The sequence below is a fragment of the Acidianus brierleyi genome (assembly GCF_003201835.2).
In the GTDB taxonomy this organism is placed as follows: Archaea; Thermoproteota; Thermoprotei_A; order Sulfolobales; family Sulfolobaceae; genus Aramenus; species Aramenus brierleyi.
Genome location: NZ_CP029289.2, coordinates 2,698,959 through 2,715,716, shown reverse-complemented (window position 1 = coordinate 2,715,716; position 16,758 = coordinate 2,698,959). Strand labels below are relative to the sequence as shown.

General features: G+C 31.4%; 18 protein-coding genes. 8 read left to right on the top strand and 10 right to left on the bottom strand.

Annotated features, from left to right (window positions below; all coding sequences use genetic code 11):
• Positions 1-4 precede the first annotated feature (4 nt).
• Positions 5-1,117, top strand: a complete 1,113-nt coding sequence (locus tag DFR85_RS30515; protein WP_110271530.1) for a helical membrane plugin domain-containing protein — start codon at positions 5-7, stop codon at positions 1,115-1,117.
• An 8-nt stretch (positions 1,118-1,125) separates the two neighbouring features.
• On the opposite strand, the gene DFR85_RS30510 is transcribed toward DFR85_RS30515, so the two are convergent.
• Positions 1,126-1,365, bottom strand: coding sequence for a hypothetical protein (locus DFR85_RS30510; protein ID WP_110271529.1), 240 nt, complete (start codon positions 1,363-1,365; stop codon positions 1,126-1,128).
• A gap of 171 nt (positions 1,366-1,536) precedes the next feature.
• Here DFR85_RS30510 and DFR85_RS30505 point away from each other — a divergent pair, with 171 nt between their 5' ends.
• Together DFR85_RS30505 and DFR85_RS30500 are read left to right on the top strand one after the other, a co-directional pair.
• Positions 1,537-2,010, top strand: coding sequence for an STK_08120 family protein (locus tag DFR85_RS30505; protein WP_162582879.1), 474 nt, complete (start codon positions 1,537-1,539; stop codon positions 2,008-2,010).
• Between the two features lie 180 nt (positions 2,011-2,190).
• Positions 2,191-2,604, top strand: a complete 414-nt coding sequence (locus DFR85_RS30500) for a DUF3211 domain-containing protein (protein WP_110271527.1) — start codon at positions 2,191-2,193, stop codon at positions 2,602-2,604.
• Between the two features lies 1 nt (position 2,605).
• Here the strand turns inward: DFR85_RS30500 and DFR85_RS30495 are convergent, their stop codons facing one another.
• The gene (locus DFR85_RS30495) at positions 2,606-3,394 is read right to left on the bottom strand and encodes an XdhC family protein (RefSeq protein WP_110271526.1); all 789 of its coding nucleotides are present in this window, start codon (positions 3,392-3,394) and stop codon (positions 2,606-2,608) included.
• 177 nt (positions 3,395-3,571) lie between these two features.
• On the opposite strand from DFR85_RS30495, the gene DFR85_RS30490 reads away from it, so the two are divergent.
• Positions 3,572-4,330 carry a hypothetical protein gene (locus DFR85_RS30490; RefSeq protein WP_110271525.1) on the top strand — a complete coding sequence of 253 codons (759 nt, stop codon included), beginning with the start codon at positions 3,572-3,574 and terminating at the stop codon, positions 4,328-4,330.
• A 5-nt stretch (positions 4,331-4,335) separates the two neighbouring features.
• Here DFR85_RS30490 and DFR85_RS30485 read toward each other — a convergent pair whose 3' ends face one another.
• The gene (locus DFR85_RS30485; RefSeq protein WP_110271524.1) at positions 4,336-4,950 is read right to left on the bottom strand and encodes a beta-class carbonic anhydrase; all 615 of its coding nucleotides are present in this window, start codon (positions 4,948-4,950) and stop codon (positions 4,336-4,338) included.
• Between the two features lie 185 nt (positions 4,951-5,135).
• Between DFR85_RS30485 and DFR85_RS30480 the strand changes: the two genes are divergently transcribed.
• Complete coding sequence (locus DFR85_RS30480; RefSeq protein ID WP_110271523.1) at positions 5,136-6,665, top strand: acetate--CoA ligase; 1,530 nt, start codon at positions 5,136-5,138, stop codon at positions 6,663-6,665.
• 380 nt (positions 6,666-7,045) lie between these two features.
• Here DFR85_RS30480 and DFR85_RS30475 read toward each other — a convergent pair whose 3' ends face one another.
• The 4 genes from DFR85_RS30475 to DFR85_RS30460 all read right to left on the bottom strand — a co-directional run bounded on the left by DFR85_RS30475 (position 7,046) and on the right by DFR85_RS30460 (position 9,541).
• A complete protein-coding gene (locus tag DFR85_RS30475) occupies positions 7,046-7,903 on the bottom strand; it encodes an electron transfer flavoprotein subunit alpha/FixB family protein (protein ID WP_110271522.1) in 858 nt (285 codons plus the stop codon).
• The gene (locus tag DFR85_RS30470) at positions 7,900-8,625 is read right to left on the bottom strand and encodes an electron transfer flavoprotein subunit beta/FixA family protein (RefSeq protein ID WP_110271521.1); all 726 of its coding nucleotides are present in this window, start codon (positions 8,623-8,625) and stop codon (positions 7,900-7,902) included. The genes DFR85_RS30475 and DFR85_RS30470 overlap by 4 nt, the downstream gene beginning before the upstream one ends.
• Before the next feature lie 297 nt (positions 8,626-8,922).
• Positions 8,923-9,093 (bottom strand): methyltransferase family protein, encoded by a 171-nt coding sequence (locus DFR85_RS30465; RefSeq protein ID WP_281351096.1) that lies wholly within the window; start codon positions 9,091-9,093, stop codon positions 8,923-8,925.
• Positions 9,094-9,226: 133 nt separating this feature from the next.
• Complete coding sequence (locus tag DFR85_RS30460; RefSeq protein ID WP_110271519.1) at positions 9,227-9,541, bottom strand: 4Fe-4S dicluster domain-containing protein; 315 nt, start codon at positions 9,539-9,541, stop codon at positions 9,227-9,229.
• A gap of 389 nt (positions 9,542-9,930) precedes the next feature.
• Here DFR85_RS30460 and DFR85_RS30455 point away from each other — a divergent pair, with 389 nt between their 5' ends.
• Positions 9,931-10,416, top strand: coding sequence for a GNAT family N-acetyltransferase (locus DFR85_RS30455; protein WP_110271518.1), 486 nt, complete (start codon positions 9,931-9,933; stop codon positions 10,414-10,416).
• Between the two features lie 221 nt (positions 10,417-10,637).
• Positions 10,638-11,468 (top strand): hypothetical protein, encoded by an 831-nt coding sequence (locus tag DFR85_RS30450; RefSeq protein WP_162582875.1) that lies wholly within the window; start codon positions 10,638-10,640, stop codon positions 11,466-11,468.
• A gap of 451 nt (positions 11,469-11,919) precedes the next feature.
• Here DFR85_RS30450 and DFR85_RS30445 read toward each other — a convergent pair whose 3' ends face one another.
• The 3 genes from DFR85_RS30445 to DFR85_RS30435 all read right to left on the bottom strand — a co-directional run bounded on the left by DFR85_RS30445 (position 11,920) and on the right by DFR85_RS30435 (position 15,298).
• Positions 11,920-12,456 carry a Zn-ribbon domain-containing OB-fold protein gene (locus DFR85_RS30445; protein ID WP_110271516.1) on the bottom strand — a complete coding sequence of 179 codons (537 nt, stop codon included), beginning with the start codon at positions 12,454-12,456 and terminating at the stop codon, positions 11,920-11,922.
• On the bottom strand, positions 12,447-13,637 hold the full coding sequence (locus DFR85_RS30440; protein WP_110271515.1) for a thiolase family protein: 1,191 nt from the start codon (positions 13,635-13,637) through the stop codon (positions 12,447-12,449). Before DFR85_RS30440 ends, DFR85_RS30445 begins: the two co-directional genes overlap by 10 nt.
• A gap of 65 nt (positions 13,638-13,702) precedes the next feature.
• The gene (locus tag DFR85_RS30435; protein WP_110271514.1) at positions 13,703-15,298 is read right to left on the bottom strand and encodes a long-chain fatty acid--CoA ligase; all 1,596 of its coding nucleotides are present in this window, start codon (positions 15,296-15,298) and stop codon (positions 13,703-13,705) included.
• A gap of 246 nt (positions 15,299-15,544) precedes the next feature.
• On the opposite strand from DFR85_RS30435, the gene DFR85_RS30430 reads away from it, so the two are divergent.
• Positions 15,545-16,753 (top strand): acyl-CoA dehydrogenase family protein, encoded by a 1,209-nt coding sequence (locus DFR85_RS30430; RefSeq protein WP_110271513.1) that lies wholly within the window; start codon positions 15,545-15,547, stop codon positions 16,751-16,753.
• Positions 16,754-16,758: the final 5 nt, after the last annotated feature.

Genomic DNA, 16,758 nt, shown 5'->3' with positions numbered 1-16,758 from the left:
AATTATGGAATCCATAGATAAACTTCTTTCAAAGTTAGACGAGAAAAAGATGGAAGAAATAAGCCAATTAATAGATCTAACTCCGACCCTTAATGATCTACTAAAAAAGATTAATGAGCTTGAAAGTAGCGGAACTCTGGATACAGTAATTAATTCAACTTACATAATAAGAACACTCAGGGATATGCTTAATGACGACGCAATAGAAAATTTTGGACTCATATTATCTTCATTATTAAACATTGGAAAGGAAATATCAAAAGAAGATATTTTCAATAATATTCAAGTAATAATAGATAATTCTAGTGCAATAGCAGAGTTAAGTAAGAAACTAAAAGAGATGGAAAAAGATGGTTCTTTTGACGCTATAGTAAACGCGTCATATTCCATAAAAACTATAAAAGATATGCTTAATGACGACGCAATAGAAACAATAGGAGGTACATTATCTAACTCTTTAGAGTTATTAAAAGAATTGAATAAGAATTCGTCTCAAGTTAAGCAAATAATAGACAAAGCACCAGTGCTCTCAGACGTTTTAAGTAGATTAGATACTATGAAGAATGATGGAACTTTAGATACTTTAATTAATTCTGCTTATGCTGTAAAGACATTTAGAGATATGTTAACTGACGATGCTTTACAGAATATAGCAACTTATACATCTAATTTATTAGAAATAATGAGAGAACTAGATTATGGTACTTTACAGTCAATAAAATTAAGCATGAAAAAATTGGGAACAATAAATAACGTATTGGATAAGATAGAAGAATTAAACAATACTGGAGCATTAGATGCTGCAATGAATATGGCATATGCAGCAAAAACACTAAAAGATATGTTAAACGATGACGCTTTAACTCATATTTCTTCATATATGTCTCAATTCTTAGAAGCTTATCCAAAAGCAATGAAGTTTCTGAATGTTGCCCTAAGCGATGTACCTAGTAGGATAATTAAGGCGGTAACATCTGAAGAAGTTAAAAAAGAAGTAGAATATCCACCTCAAGTTAGTTTAGGTAATTTGATCAAGCTAATGGCTGATCCAACTATACAGAGAGGTTTGGGCGTATTATTTGTTCTGGTTAGAGCCATAGGAAACGAGTTCAAATAACAAATAAGTTAGAGTGTTTTTTTAAGATCTTTAGATAGAGAGGATATTGAGAAGATAATACTCTTAATTTCTTTTCTCTCTTCTGGACTTAAATCTGATATGTTACATTTATTTATCAATGTTATTAATTCATCTGAAATTATTTCTGCTTTATCACACATTTCACAATCTATACATGTTTTACATGCATTATATGCTTTTAATAATTCATCATATTTTTCCTTTATATACAATAGTTGCGAATTCATACTATAAAAATATGAATAAAGTGGATAATATAGATTACCATAATCTGTTTAACATATAGATATCTTAGCACAATATCATGTAAAATGGAAAATATTAATAGAATTGCAAAAGATGAGATTTTTGTAAATTATGAAAGTAAAGCATATATAGAACTAAAAAGATAGATATTTGTGCAAGCTAAAGTAACAATATCATCGCCATTTGAGAAGGATATAATCTTAAAATTATTTTCTGATCAAAAATTCTTCTTTGCGAATTTTACCCCATTTACTATAATTAATGAGGAGAGTGAAAATGTCTTTTATGTATATGGAGAATTTTATTCTCTATTTTCAGCCTTTGATGTAGAAGCTAGAGTAAGGAAGTATATTTCTAGCTACGTTATCACGTACATACTTATAGTTCAACCAGGACTAATTCAAGGTTCTTACGATAATCTAATAGATAGAAGTTTTAAAGGAGTCTCGCCTAAGGGTAATGGGAAAATAGTTATTTCAATGTCTCAAGGAAGTATAGAAATAACTATTGATTATGAAGGTGACAAAGAAAAAGCAATAGTTAATTTCATAGTAAAGAGAATGAATAAACAGATTAAAAATTTTGATAAAATTATACAATTAGAGAGAATAAAAAGGCACATATAATGACTAGTGTTATAATATGCTAGATAATGTTTTGGATTATGTCATGAATTAATCTAAAAATAAGAAATATTATAGATAATAATTCTTAAAATATATAGAAAAAGTGAAATAATTTATTATCTTAACTTTACCTAATATCGAGATATAATTTAAAATATAAGTTTTGCTTAATAATATCATATGTTAGTAGAAAAAGACGTTCGTATTTCGCATGAATGGAACGCTATAATAGAAATTCTGTCAGATCCTTATTTCACTTTACCCAGATTATTTCCTCCAATAAAAAAGGTTAATAGAAATGGGGAATCATTCGAATGTGAAGGAAAGTTCGTTGGCATGCGTTTTACCATGAGAGGAAATATTTATAGAAGCACAGATTTGATAACATTTATCTTTAGCTTAAGAGCAGGCGGTGGATTAGGAAATGGAAAATTAATGATAAACTCAGAAAGCGAGGTTCTTAAGCTAATTTTTTCATATGAGGGTTGGATGAATAGATTTTCCAAAACATTCTTTATGTCAAAATGGTTTGATAATTTTGCAAAAAATTTGAATGAAGAAATTAGATTAGAAAGAATAAGAAGGAAGATATGATTTATTTTTCGCTTATTTTTATCGGAGTAAAATTACATACGTCTGTTATTTTGCCATCCATAGCATCTTTTAATAGTAAATAAGGATCTTTTACATCCCTAAGATGTTTACCACTACCTTTCCTCATTATTAGAACTAATTCTGATAGAGCGCTTAAAGCTATCTCTTCTGCAGTCTTAGCGTTTAGATCAAGACCCATTGGGCCATAAAATCTTTCTCTAAGCTCTTCTTGAGGAATTCCCATCTTTATTAATTGCGCAATCGTATAAGCGGCTCTTTTTTGACTTGAAAGGAATCCTACATACTTGGCTTTGGATTTTAAAGCTAAAAATGCTGCAGGAATATCGTATGGTTTTCCTCCTTCATTAGCAACTATTACAAAGGAATTACTGGATAATTGCTCAATAACTTGAAGTGTATTTGAAAAGAATTTAGCATCTGGAAAATCTTCCTCTTTAGCGTCTTCTGCTACTACTTCAACAAGAAAACCCATAGTGGTTGCTAACTTAAAGATCTCTTTTGCTATTGTACCAGAACCTACGAGAACCAGAGAAGGTCTAGGTTCAATTACTTCTGCAACTATTTTTATTCCATTCTTTTCCACTTCTATTTTGTTTCCTCTCTTTTCTGCCTCTAGCGCCAAATCTTCGTACTTCTTGTTTCCAATTATTAGTTTTCCATCGACGAATACACTTCTTACAGGAATATTGGAATATTCTGTAACTAATATAACTCTTTTACCTTGAGACGTGTAATCGGCTATTATTGGGAATATTTCACATACTGACATAAATCAGAATACTCACTTTAGTCTTATATGTTTTTCATGAAATATGTTTAATAAGAATATATTAGATATTTAATGTAAACTCTATATTATGTGTATTTCTTGGAAAAATCAAAAATATTGTATAAAATCTTTCTTTATTAAATTAAGCTTTAAAATCCAGAGAATATAATATAATCAATGCCTACTGTTTCTACATGGTTAAATCCATCAACTTTTAAGCTCCTAGAAGATTTTGCAGAATCTGTTAACAGTTCTCCTTCAAAATTAATTAAACAGATGATAGAAGATAAGATTAAACATTATTATAGTGAGGAATATGCTAGGAAAGTAGAGGAACTCTATAGGTGGTTATATTATGAAGGGGACTATTTACCATTTGATATTTATGCTAAGAGAATACTAAAAAACAAAAATTCTGAGGCAATACTTTCTATAATCTCAACAAATGATGAACTAAGGGTATTATTAAAAACTTTAGGCATGCTTATGCTGGTAGTCTCTTGCAAATCATACTCCGATATTTCCTCAGAAGATATATTGATGATAAAAAATATAAAATATGCAATAATTGACGAAATTAAAGGTATTAAGGTATATTATAAGCCATTATTTTATGCAAAGATTCTATGGTTGAAATGTATTGACAAGATTAGGAATGCTTCACTTAATAACCAAAGAGATTGGGAAAAATATGCATTCACATGCGGACTTCAAGCTATAACATTCTTAAGTGAAGATACCTTAAGCGAAATATATAACAAACTCGGATTACATAATATAGAAGATAGATGGAAAGAATTAATAAAATACGCCATAAATATAACAAATTCTCCAGAGAAAATAGTTGAAAAATGCGCTAACTGTAGAAGTGAGATAATAAATGGAAAATGTTCTTGCAAAATTACCATAAAATACTTATCAGATATAAATTTATAAAAAAATTATTCCTTGACTACTGTGCCATGTTCAAATTTGGAGGTTTCATTATAGATAAACTGATTAGGTTTCCTTAGTCTATGAGTTTCGACCTCATATACGTAACCAGTTATTCTAATATCTTTAGGAATTAGTGGATGATTTCTTAAAATCTCTACGCCCTTAAGTGCCATTTCATCAGGAGACTTCACGCCTAAATCCTCATAAAACTTAAACCATTTTATAAAATCTTCTTCAGATGAAATACGAAAAGCTGGTAATAAAGGATCCAGTTGAATTTGTGTTGGTTTTATACCTTTACTTTCAAAATACTTAGCTACTTCTTCTCCCGTAAATCTTAACATTCCGCAATCTGTATGTGTAACTACAATTATCTCTTTTGTACCGAAGAAATTTGTAGTTAATGAAGCAGATCGTATTGCATCATCTGTTACTATTCCGCCAGCGTTCCTATAAATATGAGCATCGTCTGGCTGTATCCCTAAAGCCTGCTCAATATGAACTCTCTCATCCATGCATGTTAAAACCCATAGCCTTCTATTATTTGGAATTCCTTTAACTCTTCTTAAGGCATAATCTTCGAGTCTTTTTAGTTCCGAATCTATATATTCCGATACCATTATTTAGTATAGTAGTATAGAAACGTAATATCTATATCCTTGTGAATATTTATATTCCTATATCAATTTTTAAACTAAATCGCTTTAATACAATGGATTAAGTCAAATGGAGACTCATAAACTTGAATAAAATTATAACTTCATTTCAGAAAGATCTTTATATAATGTATAAACAATATTAAACTATGAAATATCAAGAGCTTAAAAAGGAATTTTCTTGGAACGAGGCATTAAGCTATTTTAAGGATAATTTGCTTTCATTTCCAAAAAATTCAGATACTGCGTTAGTAAGATTTGACATGAATTATGATAAAATATCTTATTCGTTTTATGAACTTTATAATAAAAGTAGTAGACTTGCAGGCTTTATGCAAGGATTGGGCGTTAAAAAAGGAGACGTTATATCAGTTTTAGCCTCTAAAAAAGCTGAACAGCCAATAATACTTTTAGCTACATGGATGATAGGAGCAATTTACCAACCACTTTTCACAGCGTTTGGACCATTAGCTATAGAAATTAGGACAAGGGATGTTAAACCTAAAATTATATTCGCACAAGAAGATCAAATTCAAAAACTCGAAAGATTTAATTTAACCATAATAACATTTCCTGGTAAAACTTCTAATTCATTAAGTTTTGATGATGCAATATCATCCGAACCAATAAAAAATCCTAATAGACCCTCTCTTGACGATACTGCTATTTTAATATATACTTCAGGAACTACTGGTAAACCTAAGGGCGCATTAGTTAGCTTTCGATTACTATTAAATACTTACGTATACATGAAATATGGTATAGGATTAAAAGAAGACGACGTTTTCTGGAATCCTGCAGACCCAGGCTGGGCATATGGATTATATTATGGTTTAATAGGTCCTTTACTTTTCGGTAAGACAATATTTTTCTTAGATAAACCTTTTGATCCAGAAGATACATTAAAATTTTTAGAAGATAATAAAATTACTAACCTAGCATTTGCCCCTACTGCATATAGGATAATAGCTGGAAAAATTAGAGATCCTAAAAAATATAACTTGAAAATAAGGAGAGCGAGTTCAGCTGGAGAACCCCTTAATCCAGAAATAATAAAATGGTTTAATACAAATTACGGAATTACTATAAAGGATCATTACGGTCAGTCTGAAGTAGGAATGGTAGTCTATAATGGTTGGGGTTATGAAGCAGAAACAAAACCTGGAAGTATGGGATTGCCAGCACCTGGCTATGAAATTACAACCATTGATGAAGTGATAGCAGTCAACTCTAAGAGTGAAGGGTTCTGTTTTAAAGGTTATCTAGCTGACGAAGAGAGAACTAAAAATGTCTTCAAGGGAGATTGGTATTTAACGGGGGATATGGCTAAAATCGATGATGAGGGATATTTCTGGTTTATAGGAAGACAAGACGACGTAGTTAAAGTTTCAGGATACAGAGTAGGCCCATTTGAAATAGAAAGCGCATTAATAACTCATCCTTCAGTTTTAGAAACAGCAGTAGTTCCCGTAGATGATCCAGTAAGAGGACATGTATTTAAAGCATTTGTAGTACTTAAACAAGGATATTCTCCAAGTGATGAACTAGCTAAAGAATTGCTTGATTTAGTTAGAGAAAACTATTCTAAGCACGTTCATTTGCACGAAATAAAATTCGTAGATTCCTTACCTAAGACAGAAAGCGGAAAAATTCAGAGATTTAAGTTAAAGACCATGTAATAGTGTAATATTAATATAGTATAATTCTTTATAACATAATATCAAATTTAATTTATTTGTGAACTAGAAATTGTGGTAGACTAGTTAGGGTTGGGTAGTTCACCATCTAATCTCCTAGTTATCACCTAATATATAGTTGTTAAAAATAAATATGTATCTTGATTAAATTAATACATTAGTAGTTCTGGAAAGTTCTTTTTAATTTAGATGACGTAAAATAAGAAGAAATAAGACAAAAACTTACTGGAAGTAATAATATTAATAGATGCTAGAAATAAATATTCATATATTCTAAAGATTTGCTTTTACATTAATTATGTAGTTCTTTATAATTAGTGCAAAATTTTTCATCTGTTATTAAGTTAAATGTATAAAATATTTTATTTCTTTAGTTTTCCTGTCATTACTTTACAGAATTCTACTGCGTCTCCAACAATCATGTAATCAGCGTTATCAATTATAGGTGCGTTCTTATCTTTATTTACTGCAACTATTATCTTGGAATCTCTTATTCCAGCAATATGTTGTGGCTGTCCAGATATTCCTAATGCTATGTAAAGCTTTGGCCTTATTCTGAGTCCAGACAGTCCTATTTGTCTATCTTCAGATACCCAATTTAATTCTGCTGCTACAGGTCTACTTCCTCCTACTACTCCTCCTATAGCATTAGCTAATTCCTCAGCATATTTCACGTTTTCTTTTGATCCTATCCCTCTTCCTACGCCTATTACTATCTGAGCTGTAGCTAAGTTTGCTCCAGAAGTAGTAGGCTTGACATTTACTATTTTTATCCTTCCCTGATTTAATTGTATTTTTTCCATTTTACTTTCTATTTCCTTAGGTTGTAACTGAGTACCAGCAATTGTGACAACAGCTGGTAACGATGATTCAAGTTGAGAAATTCCTATTCCACTATAAGATGTCCTGTTGACAGTTAATTTATTATCAAATTTTAAGTTAACAGCGTCTGGTATGTATCCAGCTTTTAACCTTCCTGCCACTCTTGACGCTATTACTCTATCTCTTCTTACACTTCCTGTAAGTAATAGGTCAGGGTGAAGATTTGATATGAAGTCCACCAACCCGTCCTCATCTGGTTTTTCGTAAACGTAAAGCTGAGTTGTAAATTTAAATGGTTGAGGAGAAATTCCTATTAACTCATCAGGGTTAAGGCTCTGAGCTATTGCTGAAGCCATTTTATAATGAGGTGGACTCTCTGAAAAGACTACTACTTTCATAAAACACCATCCTCCTTCAATTTTTCTAATAATTTGTCTACAGCCTCATTCATGTTTGCTTCTATTATTATCTTTTTCCTATTAACAACTAAAGGTTTAGTTTCTATTACCTTAACTTTTGGTTCTAATTCAAAGGTAACTTCTTTTACGGGTTTCTTTGAAGATTCCATAATTTGTCTAACAGTAGGTATTCTTGGAGTATTTATTTCTCCTCCTACGGAGATTATTAAAGGAAGCTCACTTTCTACTGTTTCAACGTAGCTAACCATTCCTCTATCAGCTATTACCTTTTTACCTTCAATTTTTAGTGATTTTACGTTAGATATATACGGTAAGTTAAGAAGTTCTGAAACATAGCCGGGAACTCCAGAAGTTCCACTATCTACTGTTTGCTCTCCAAATATTATGATATCGGGATTCAAATTTTTTATATTTTCAACTATGGCCATTGCAGTTCCATAAACGTCTAAGTTACGTGATGATACTGAAATAACCTCGTCTATTCCCATTGACAATGCTTCTCTAATTGATTTTTTATCGTTATTTCCTACAGTTATCCCTACCACTTTTCCTCCAAATTTTTCTTTGAGTTCTATACCTTCTTCTATAGCATTTTTGTCATATGTACTTATCTTTAACGGAACATCCAAAAGAAGTTTTTCTCCGGATGCCCTAACTAGTGTATCATCAGGGACTATTTTAAAACCCACCACAATGTTCATAAATAAAAATAGATAACTAAAAATTAAAAGTTTGTAGTTTATGCCTACCTAAAGAGTTATGAATATAGTTTATAGTTATTTCTTATAAACCGTTACAAATGTTTTATAGAGGAATTTATTTATTGTTTATTTAAATGAAAAAGAATAAAGTTATATAATTTTTCAATTGAAAAAGTTTTGAGATCTTCTATTATTCAATTAAAGTCAATAAGCTCTAATCTTCTAGTTAAAAGATACAGGGAAAGAGTCTTTTCTTCTTACCAAATCTTCTAAGATATTCGTCTCCAAAATTAGAAATTAATGTTTTTCTTCATTTTTTATTCTAAAATAGTAGGCTACAAAAGTAATTATCGATACTACTATAGAAAGAATTGGGTGAGCGAGTAAGGATAATCCTAAAATTGCCACGAAGGCTCCAGTGTAGGATGAATGTCTTACATACTTACAAGGCCCTTTATCTACCAAGATTATGGGAAGTTCATTATTTTTAGTAAAATTATATAAAGAATTATAAAATCTTTAAAGAAAACTTTGTAAAATTAATACTAAATATGTATAAATATAAAATTTAGTAGTTATATAAAAAGTTAAAAAGAAAAGATCAAGGTGGTTTTACATCTATTGCTGCTACTGGACATACGTTAACGCATGCCATACAAAATATACAAGCTTGTTCATTTATTGGATCTGCCTTTTTCTCAGAAGCTGGATGTCCAGGTGTATCATACCATTGAAATACGTTAACCGGGCAAGCCGTTAAACAGGAACCATCCGCAGTGCATAGATCAAAATCTACGCCTACTATAGTACCATGAATTCCTAAAACTTTAGGTGGTTCTACTGGACCATAAACCTTATGCCCTTCATGTTCCCCTACTACTTGTTTAGATGTCCGGAAGTTTGGATCAATTCCCATTTTATATCATCTATTGTAAGATATGAATCTAAATATAAAAAATTTAATTCTATAAATCCTTCTAGTATCTATAAATACCTATTTCTTAATATTTATGTTACTTTCAGAAAGTTATATTCCACTAAAAGATTATAATGATAATTTTCAATTCAAGTTATTTACTTTTATCTTATTATAACCTTTTTTATAAAAATTGTAACATATAACTTTAGTATAAAAGTTATATTTTTTCATGTTAGTTAATGATTAGTTGATGAATAATTCCGTTATTAATTAAAAACTATCTATTTATTTATTGATTCATACTTGTACTTTATATATTTTTATGAAATAGATAGTCTTCTTTAATATGTGGCAAAATATTTAAACTTCTTAACTAACATATAATTATGAGTGAATATATTGCCGGAGTAACTTTAAGGAGAGCTAAGGAAGAAGATTGGAATAAGATATATGAGCTCTATTCTACTCTTTCTGATGATGATTTATACCTAAGATATTTTCATCTTTATAGGCCTACAGTGGAAGATGTTAAGAAACTAACAAACGAAAACGATCACATTACCATTTTAGCCGAATATAATGGAAAAATAATAGGTGAAGGGACTATTTATAATGATGGAGAATTTTCTTTAGTTGTTCACCCAGAATTTAGAAGATACGGAATAGGAAGTATGATAGTCAAATCTTTGATTAACGAAGGTAAAAGGATGGGACTTAAGAAAATAAAGTTTTACACATTAAGCGAAAACATGCCAATGATAAAATTGGGAAGAAAATTAGGTTTCAAATTAATTAATGATGAAGACGAGATTTATGGAGAACTAATAGTAAATAGTATACAATCTGAAAGTACTTACGAAATCTACGCTTGATAACTATTTATTGTATTCTTCTTTATTTTATAAGATTAACTCTAATGAAGATTACTATTTTATCATACCTTAATATTTTAATTTTAGGTTAATTATAAAGAGAAATTCATGAAACTTTGCTATGTTTTTAGATTCTAATTATTCAAGTTTCTTTTATTAGAATATTTTCAATTAATCTGTATAATAGTCAAGTTTAAAATACAAGAGTAATAGATCATTTTATGCTAAAAATTTCCAGGAATATGTTAATTGCAGGAATATTAATTCTGATAATATCAATCATGAATTTTATGATAGGATACATAGTAGTTTGGCTAACTAAGTTTTTTGGAGATAACGCACATGGCTTTTTCCTCAGCATAATTTATACAGATCTTACAATTTCAGTAATTTACATTATATTATTTTCTATGTTATTGCTTGTCACATTAATAGGTGGAATTATAGGAATAATTGGTAATTTTACCTATCTTATCTTGTCATTATATTATTACTCAGTATATTCCTCGTCTATATTGACTAATGGAATTGATTTTCATTTAAGCTTCATGGAGTCAACACTAAATCTTATAGCGTTTATTATAATATTCATTAAAATTCTTACCATTAATAAACTAGCAAGTATTATAGGATTTGTAGGAGTGATGCTTCGAATCATCAGCGATTTTATGGCTTATTTCTTTTTAGTAAATGTTATACACGTGAGCAGTTCAATGATGAGCTTTATAAATACTTTATTATGTGTATTGATTTTTGGTGATATACTTTATGGTGTTGGTCTAATATTAGGTATAAATATTGCAAACAATGTAATTTTCTTAAGTACTGGTGAAGCAAAGCTAAAATTCTACTCTCAAGTGCAAGGCAGTGTAAAAAATATAATGCTAAATGGTATATACCAAGCCGTAACTTTTCCTTCATACATTATGTTGGGAATTAATTCGATGGAACTAAAGTTTCCTAAGGTCAACGTTAATGAAAATTTCGTTACAGTAGCTTTAGATAACGGGTCGTCTATAAATATTCAATTAAAATCAATCTCAAATAAATAGCTAAAAAATTTAGGAGTGTTGTCATGCAAGCATCTTATTCGATATTATTTAATAAAATTATATAAAATTCTCTCTAATATTCTGTAATCTCTTCAAGTAAGCCTCGTTCAAGAGAGAAGACTCCTTTGAATTACAATTTACATAAAGTTCAACAAGAGAAACGAGGGCTCTATATGCTCAGCCTCTAATAACCCTAGGAGCTAAGAGGCTCTCTAGATCGATAAAGAGAATTTATCAAAGAGGGGAGGAATCAAAAAAAATTATTTAAACGGAAGGGAAACCAGTAAACTGCTATCAGAAGTATTGTGAAATGGTTGCGAGATTCATTGTCTATCTACAAAAGTCTCGTAATTCTTGCACATAAATGTTCTAGAAGTAATTTTTCGTCGTTCTAATAATTTCACGTTTAGCTCCAGAATAAGATGATTACATTGAGAATACTCAAAAAAATTTATTCTAATTCGAGATAATATGTTATGTAACCTTCTGGTTCTCTTTCCTTTACTTCCAATTTAACGTCTACACCAACAGTAAGTTTTTCTAAGTTTCCTATTACCCAAGCAGTTACATTAACTCCGTTACTCAATTTAGCAATACCTACAATATAATCTTGATAATGCGAAAATGATGGAGGTTTAACAGAGATTTTAGTATAAGTTATTAATTTGCCTTCTTTAGGTAACTCTATCCATTCTAATCCAGACGTTTTGCAATAAGGACAGTCGTCTTGAGGAGGAAAATATACTGTACCACACTTTTGACATTTTGTAGCTAATATTTTACCATCTTTTAGACCATTAAAGAATTTCTGAACTTTCTTTACAGGTATTTGATATCTTAAATCTAATTCTCTGACGTCAACCCATAATGGATTTCCACTCTTATCTTGGATTATAGGCATTTTTGTCTGCTTTACTAGAAAATCTAACTGTTTTATAGAATCATTTATTTGTTTTTGTAAGTTATCTCTAATACTCATCATTGCGATGGCCTCCTAGTAGAAAATATTGTAACATAACCGTAATGTCCAGTTCCGCCAACATTATGAGCTAAAGCCATACCATTCTTGACTTCGACCTGCATTCCCTTATTTGGAGCTCTATAAAGTAGTTGTCTAGCCAATGATACTGCCATGCTAACTCCAGTAGCGCCTATCGGATGTCCTTTAGCCTTTAATCCTCCGTCAACGTTTACTGGAATTCTTCCTCCTATATATGTCTGATTCTCTCTTGCTAAATTAACTCCTTCTCCTCTCCTTGCAAATCCAAGATCCTCATAAGCTATTATTTCAGCTATTGTAAAGCAGTCGTGAACTTCAGCTACATCAAATACTTTCCATGAGTCTTCCCTATTTATTCCGGCTTTTTTGTAAGCCATATCTGCGGCTTCTCTTGCAGCTTCTATTGTTGTAAAATCACTTTTTCTTGAAAGATTAGCAAAACCCGATGAAACTCCTTGAGATACTATCCATACTGGAGAATCTGTGACTTTTCTAGCGAAATCTTCTGAAGCTAAAATTATTGCAGCTGCTCCGTCAGTTATAGGTGAAGAGTCGTAAATTTTTAAAGGCCAAGCTACTGGCTTGGATTTCATATATTCCTCCATTGAAATTTCTTTTTGGAAGTGAGCATAAGGATTAAGCGAACCGTAATGATGCGCTTTTATTGCTATTTTCCCTAAGTCTTCTTCTTTTAATCCGTATTTGGCCATGTATGCAGTAGCGTATAACGCATAATATCCAGGGAAGGTTAAACCAAAGTTCTCAAATTCCCAGAAATAACTTCCTGCTCTGCCTATCATTTCCACAACATTTGGATTTGGAGATTGATGCATTTGTTCTACTCCTATGGCCATGGCTACATCTACTTCTCCTGATTTAACTGCAAGATATGCCTCTCTTAGTGCTGCACTCCCTGAAGCACAAGCTGCTTCTACTCTCATTGTTCCTTTTGTAGTCAATCCACAATATTCTCCTACAACTATTGCAGGCAAATTTTCTGAACTCCACATACCTGCATTTCCTACAGAGAAATATTGAATTTCCTTTTGATCTATATTAGCTTCCTCTAAAGCTTGTTTCACGGCTTCCCAGGCTAGCTCTTGCAAATTTACATCTGTTCTAGCTCCAAACTTACTGTGACCTGTTCCGATTATTGCTACATTTCTCATAAGATAAGATATATCTTTTCGATATTTAACTCTTTTTAATTATGAAAGAAAAAAGAGAAATCTAATTATTTTGCTTTGATTATGTCTCGCAAACTCTTCTTATCGATTTTATTTGTAGATGTTTTTGGCAAATCACTAAGGAAAACGAATTTATCTGGAATCCACCATTTTCTTATTTTTCCTTCCTCAGCTTTTTGCATAAGATAATTTTTAAGTTCTTCTTCAGTCATTTTATCTTTTAATACTATGAACGCTACGGGTCTTTCTCCCCATTTTTCGTCTGGCATACCAACAACAGCAACTTGTCCTATCTTAGGATGAGATGATATTACGTCTTCTAAGAGTAATGACGGTATAAATTCTCCTCCGCTCTTTATCGCGTCTTTATCTCTATCAACTATTCTTATGTATCCATATTCGTCTACTACTGCAAGATCACCAGTATGTAACCATCCTCCACTCCAAAGTCTCTTAGTTTTTTCTGGATCTTTATAGTATTCTCTAGTTAGCCATGGAGCTCTAACAACTATTTCACCAATTGTGTTACCATCATGAGGTACATCTTTAAATTCAGGATCAACTACTCTTAATTCAACTAATGGAATAGGTACTCCAGTTTTTATTTGTTGCTCAAATTTCTTTTCATCTGGTAATTTTTCAACTTTAGAATTATAATACGATATAGTTAATACTGGGGCAGTCTCTGAAAGACCGTATCCTGCCATTACTGTAATTCCAAATTTTCTTGCAGTATCAGCTAGTCCTTTAGGTAAAGCTGCACCTCCTATCAAAACCCTCCAATTTTTAAAAACTTCAGAATACTTTGGTGCGTCAGGGTGAGATAAAATCATGTAAAGTATAGTTGGTACCATAGCTGAAAACGTTACTCCTTCGTTTTTCATCAAATTAAGTTCTATTGTTGGATCATATCTTCCCGGCAACACGTATTTATTTCCTCCTAGCATGAAGAGATAAGGATATCCCCATTGATGAACGTGAAACAATGGTACTAAAATTAAATAGACGTCTTCAGGTGTTGCGCTAATTGGAGGTTTTGCAGCTGCTATGGAACAAGACATTGCGTGAAGTATTAAATCCCTATGTGTAAACCATACTCCCTTAGGTTCACCCGTAGTTCCAGAAGTATAAAATATTGTAGCAGGAGTATTTTCACTTATTTCCTGTTGCTGAAATTGGTTATCATCGTTATTTATTAATTCCATAACATCAGGATATTTTACTTTATTTTCGTCACTGTAAGCAATGATTTTAACGTTATTTAGATAATTTCCAGCTTTTTCTATTAATGGAAGAAATTCGTCTCTTACAATTAGCCATTTATCCTCAGCGTGAAGAATTGTTTTAACTATGAGTTCAGGCGGATATCTTACATTGACTGTATGAAGCATTGCACCCATCATAGGTATTGCATAATAACTCATTAAATATACGTCAGTATCCCAGTCTATTACACCCACTTTATCTCCCGGTTTAACTCCAAGTCTCTGTAGACCTCCGGCTAAGTTTCTTACCTTTCTTCCGAAACTTTCAAAAGTGTATCTTCTTTTATCTCTATATACTATCTCCCTGTCTGGATAAACTCTTTCTCCATATTCCAGAACCTTATCTACCGTCAACTGATAGTTATAATTCTCGCTCATATTCTATAATTTATGTTAAAACTTAAAAGTAGCCATTAAAATTAAGTAAATATATTATATATCTTTTAAATAAAATTTAATCTAATCCAATTAGATATATCTAAAATACCTTCTTTCTTACGTTAAATTATTTCTTATAAATACACATATTTAAGCAGTATAATAAGGTTTCATTAAAAACAAAATTCTGCCAAAGATATATCGTTTACTTTTTTAGCTAACAATTATAATTATTGATGAATAAAATTGTTCCCGTTTGAAAGTGCGCAAGATTTCGAAATCAAGATAAGTGAGGATCACGAATTATTTAGAAGAAGTGTAAGAGAATTCTCTGAAGAAATTTTAGCTAAAAACGTAATGCAGATAGAAAAGACAAATTCTATTCCCAACGATAGCGAGGCTATAATTAAAGCAAAAGAATTAGGATTATTAGGTATAGGAATACCTCAAGAATACGGAGGCCAAGGTGGAGATTCTTTAATGCTTGCTATAACTAATGAGGAAGTAGCAAGAGTTTGTCCAGCTTTTGCTGCACTTATAGGAGCTAATTACCTTTTTACTACCCCTCTCCTTATTTTCGGTACAGAGGAACAGAAGAAAAAATATGTTCCTCCAGTAGCTAAAGGTGAAGTCTTTGCTGCACATGCTAATACTGAGCCTGGAGCGGGAAGCGATGTTGCAGGCATAAAGACTACTGCTAGGAAGGAAGGGAGTAGATATATAATAAATGGAAGAAAATACTTCATAACTGGAGCTGACAGGGCAAAATATCTAGTAGTCTCTGCTAGGACCAGTCCACCTTCAAAAGAAAGATGGAGAGGTATAACGTTTTTCATAGTTGATACAGAAATGCCAGGTGTAAAAATAGGTAGTAAAATAAATGTAATAGGTTTAAGAGGAGAACAACCCAATGAAGTTATATTAGATAATGTGGAAGTTCCAGAGGAAAATATTCTAGGTAAAGTAGATGAAGGATTCAAAGTAGCAGTTACAACTTACGATAAAGGTAGAGTAGGTGTTGCGGCTCAGGCAGTGGGAATTGCTCAAGGCGCATTTGAGAAGGCATTTAACTATTCACTATCAAGGAAGACTTTCGATAGGCCGTTAATATCATACGAAGGGATAGCGTTTAAATTAGCTGATATGCTGGTAGAATTGGAAGCTGCAAGACTCCTAACTTATTGGGCAGCTAATATGAACGATAAAAATAGGAAGGAAGCAGTAATGGTGTCCTCTTTGGCAAAGTTGATGGCTACAGAGGTTGCAGAAAAAGTTTCGTCATTATCAATAAAAATACATGGAGGAGCCGGTGTAGATCAACAGAACGGAGTAGAAAGGTATCTTAGAGACGCCATAATTACTACAATTTACGAAGGAGCAAACGATATTCAAAGATTAACAATAGTAAGGGATCTAGTAAGAAAAATTTTAGGTACAAATATAGAGATTATGTGAGATGA

What these genes read in the sequence shown, in the direction of transcription:
- DFR85_RS30515 (WP_110271530.1), top strand. Translation starts at nt 5, where the DNA reads ATGGAATCCATAGATAAACTTCTTTCAAAGTTAGACGAGAAAAAGATG.
- DFR85_RS30510 (WP_110271529.1), bottom strand. Translation starts at nt 1,365, where the DNA reads ATGAATTCGCAACTATTGTATATAAAGGAAAAATATGATGAATTATTA.
- DFR85_RS30500 (WP_110271527.1), top strand. Translation starts at nt 2,191, where the DNA reads ATGTTAGTAGAAAAAGACGTTCGTATTTCGCATGAATGGAACGCTATA.
- DFR85_RS30495 (WP_110271526.1), bottom strand. Translation starts at nt 3,394, where the DNA reads ATGTCAGTATGTGAAATATTCCCAATAATAGCCGATTACACGTCTCAA.
- DFR85_RS30490 (WP_110271525.1), top strand. Translation starts at nt 3,572, where the DNA reads ATGCCTACTGTTTCTACATGGTTAAATCCATCAACTTTTAAGCTCCTA.
- DFR85_RS30485 (WP_110271524.1), bottom strand. Translation starts at nt 4,950, where the DNA reads ATGGTATCGGAATATATAGATTCGGAACTAAAAAGACTCGAAGATTAT.
- DFR85_RS30480 (WP_110271523.1), top strand. Translation starts at nt 5,136, where the DNA reads ATGAAATATCAAGAGCTTAAAAAGGAATTTTCTTGGAACGAGGCATTA.
- DFR85_RS30475 (WP_110271522.1), bottom strand. Translation starts at nt 7,903, where the DNA reads ATGAAAGTAGTAGTCTTTTCAGAGAGTCCACCTCATTATAAAATGGCT.
- DFR85_RS30470 (WP_110271521.1), bottom strand. Translation starts at nt 8,625, where the DNA reads ATGAACATTGTGGTGGGTTTTAAAATAGTCCCTGATGATACACTAGTT.
- DFR85_RS30460 (WP_110271519.1), bottom strand. Translation starts at nt 9,541, where the DNA reads ATGGGAATTGATCCAAACTTCCGGACATCTAAACAAGTAGTAGGGGAA.
- DFR85_RS30455 (WP_110271518.1), top strand. Translation starts at nt 9,931, where the DNA reads ATGAGTGAATATATTGCCGGAGTAACTTTAAGGAGAGCTAAGGAAGAA.
- DFR85_RS30450 (WP_162582875.1), top strand. Translation starts at nt 10,638, where the DNA reads ATGCTAAAAATTTCCAGGAATATGTTAATTGCAGGAATATTAATTCTG.
- DFR85_RS30440 (WP_110271515.1), bottom strand. Translation starts at nt 13,637, where the DNA reads ATGAGAAATGTAGCAATAATCGGAACAGGTCACAGTAAGTTTGGAGCT.
- DFR85_RS30435 (WP_110271514.1), bottom strand. Translation starts at nt 15,298, where the DNA reads ATGAGCGAGAATTATAACTATCAGTTGACGGTAGATAAGGTTCTGGAA.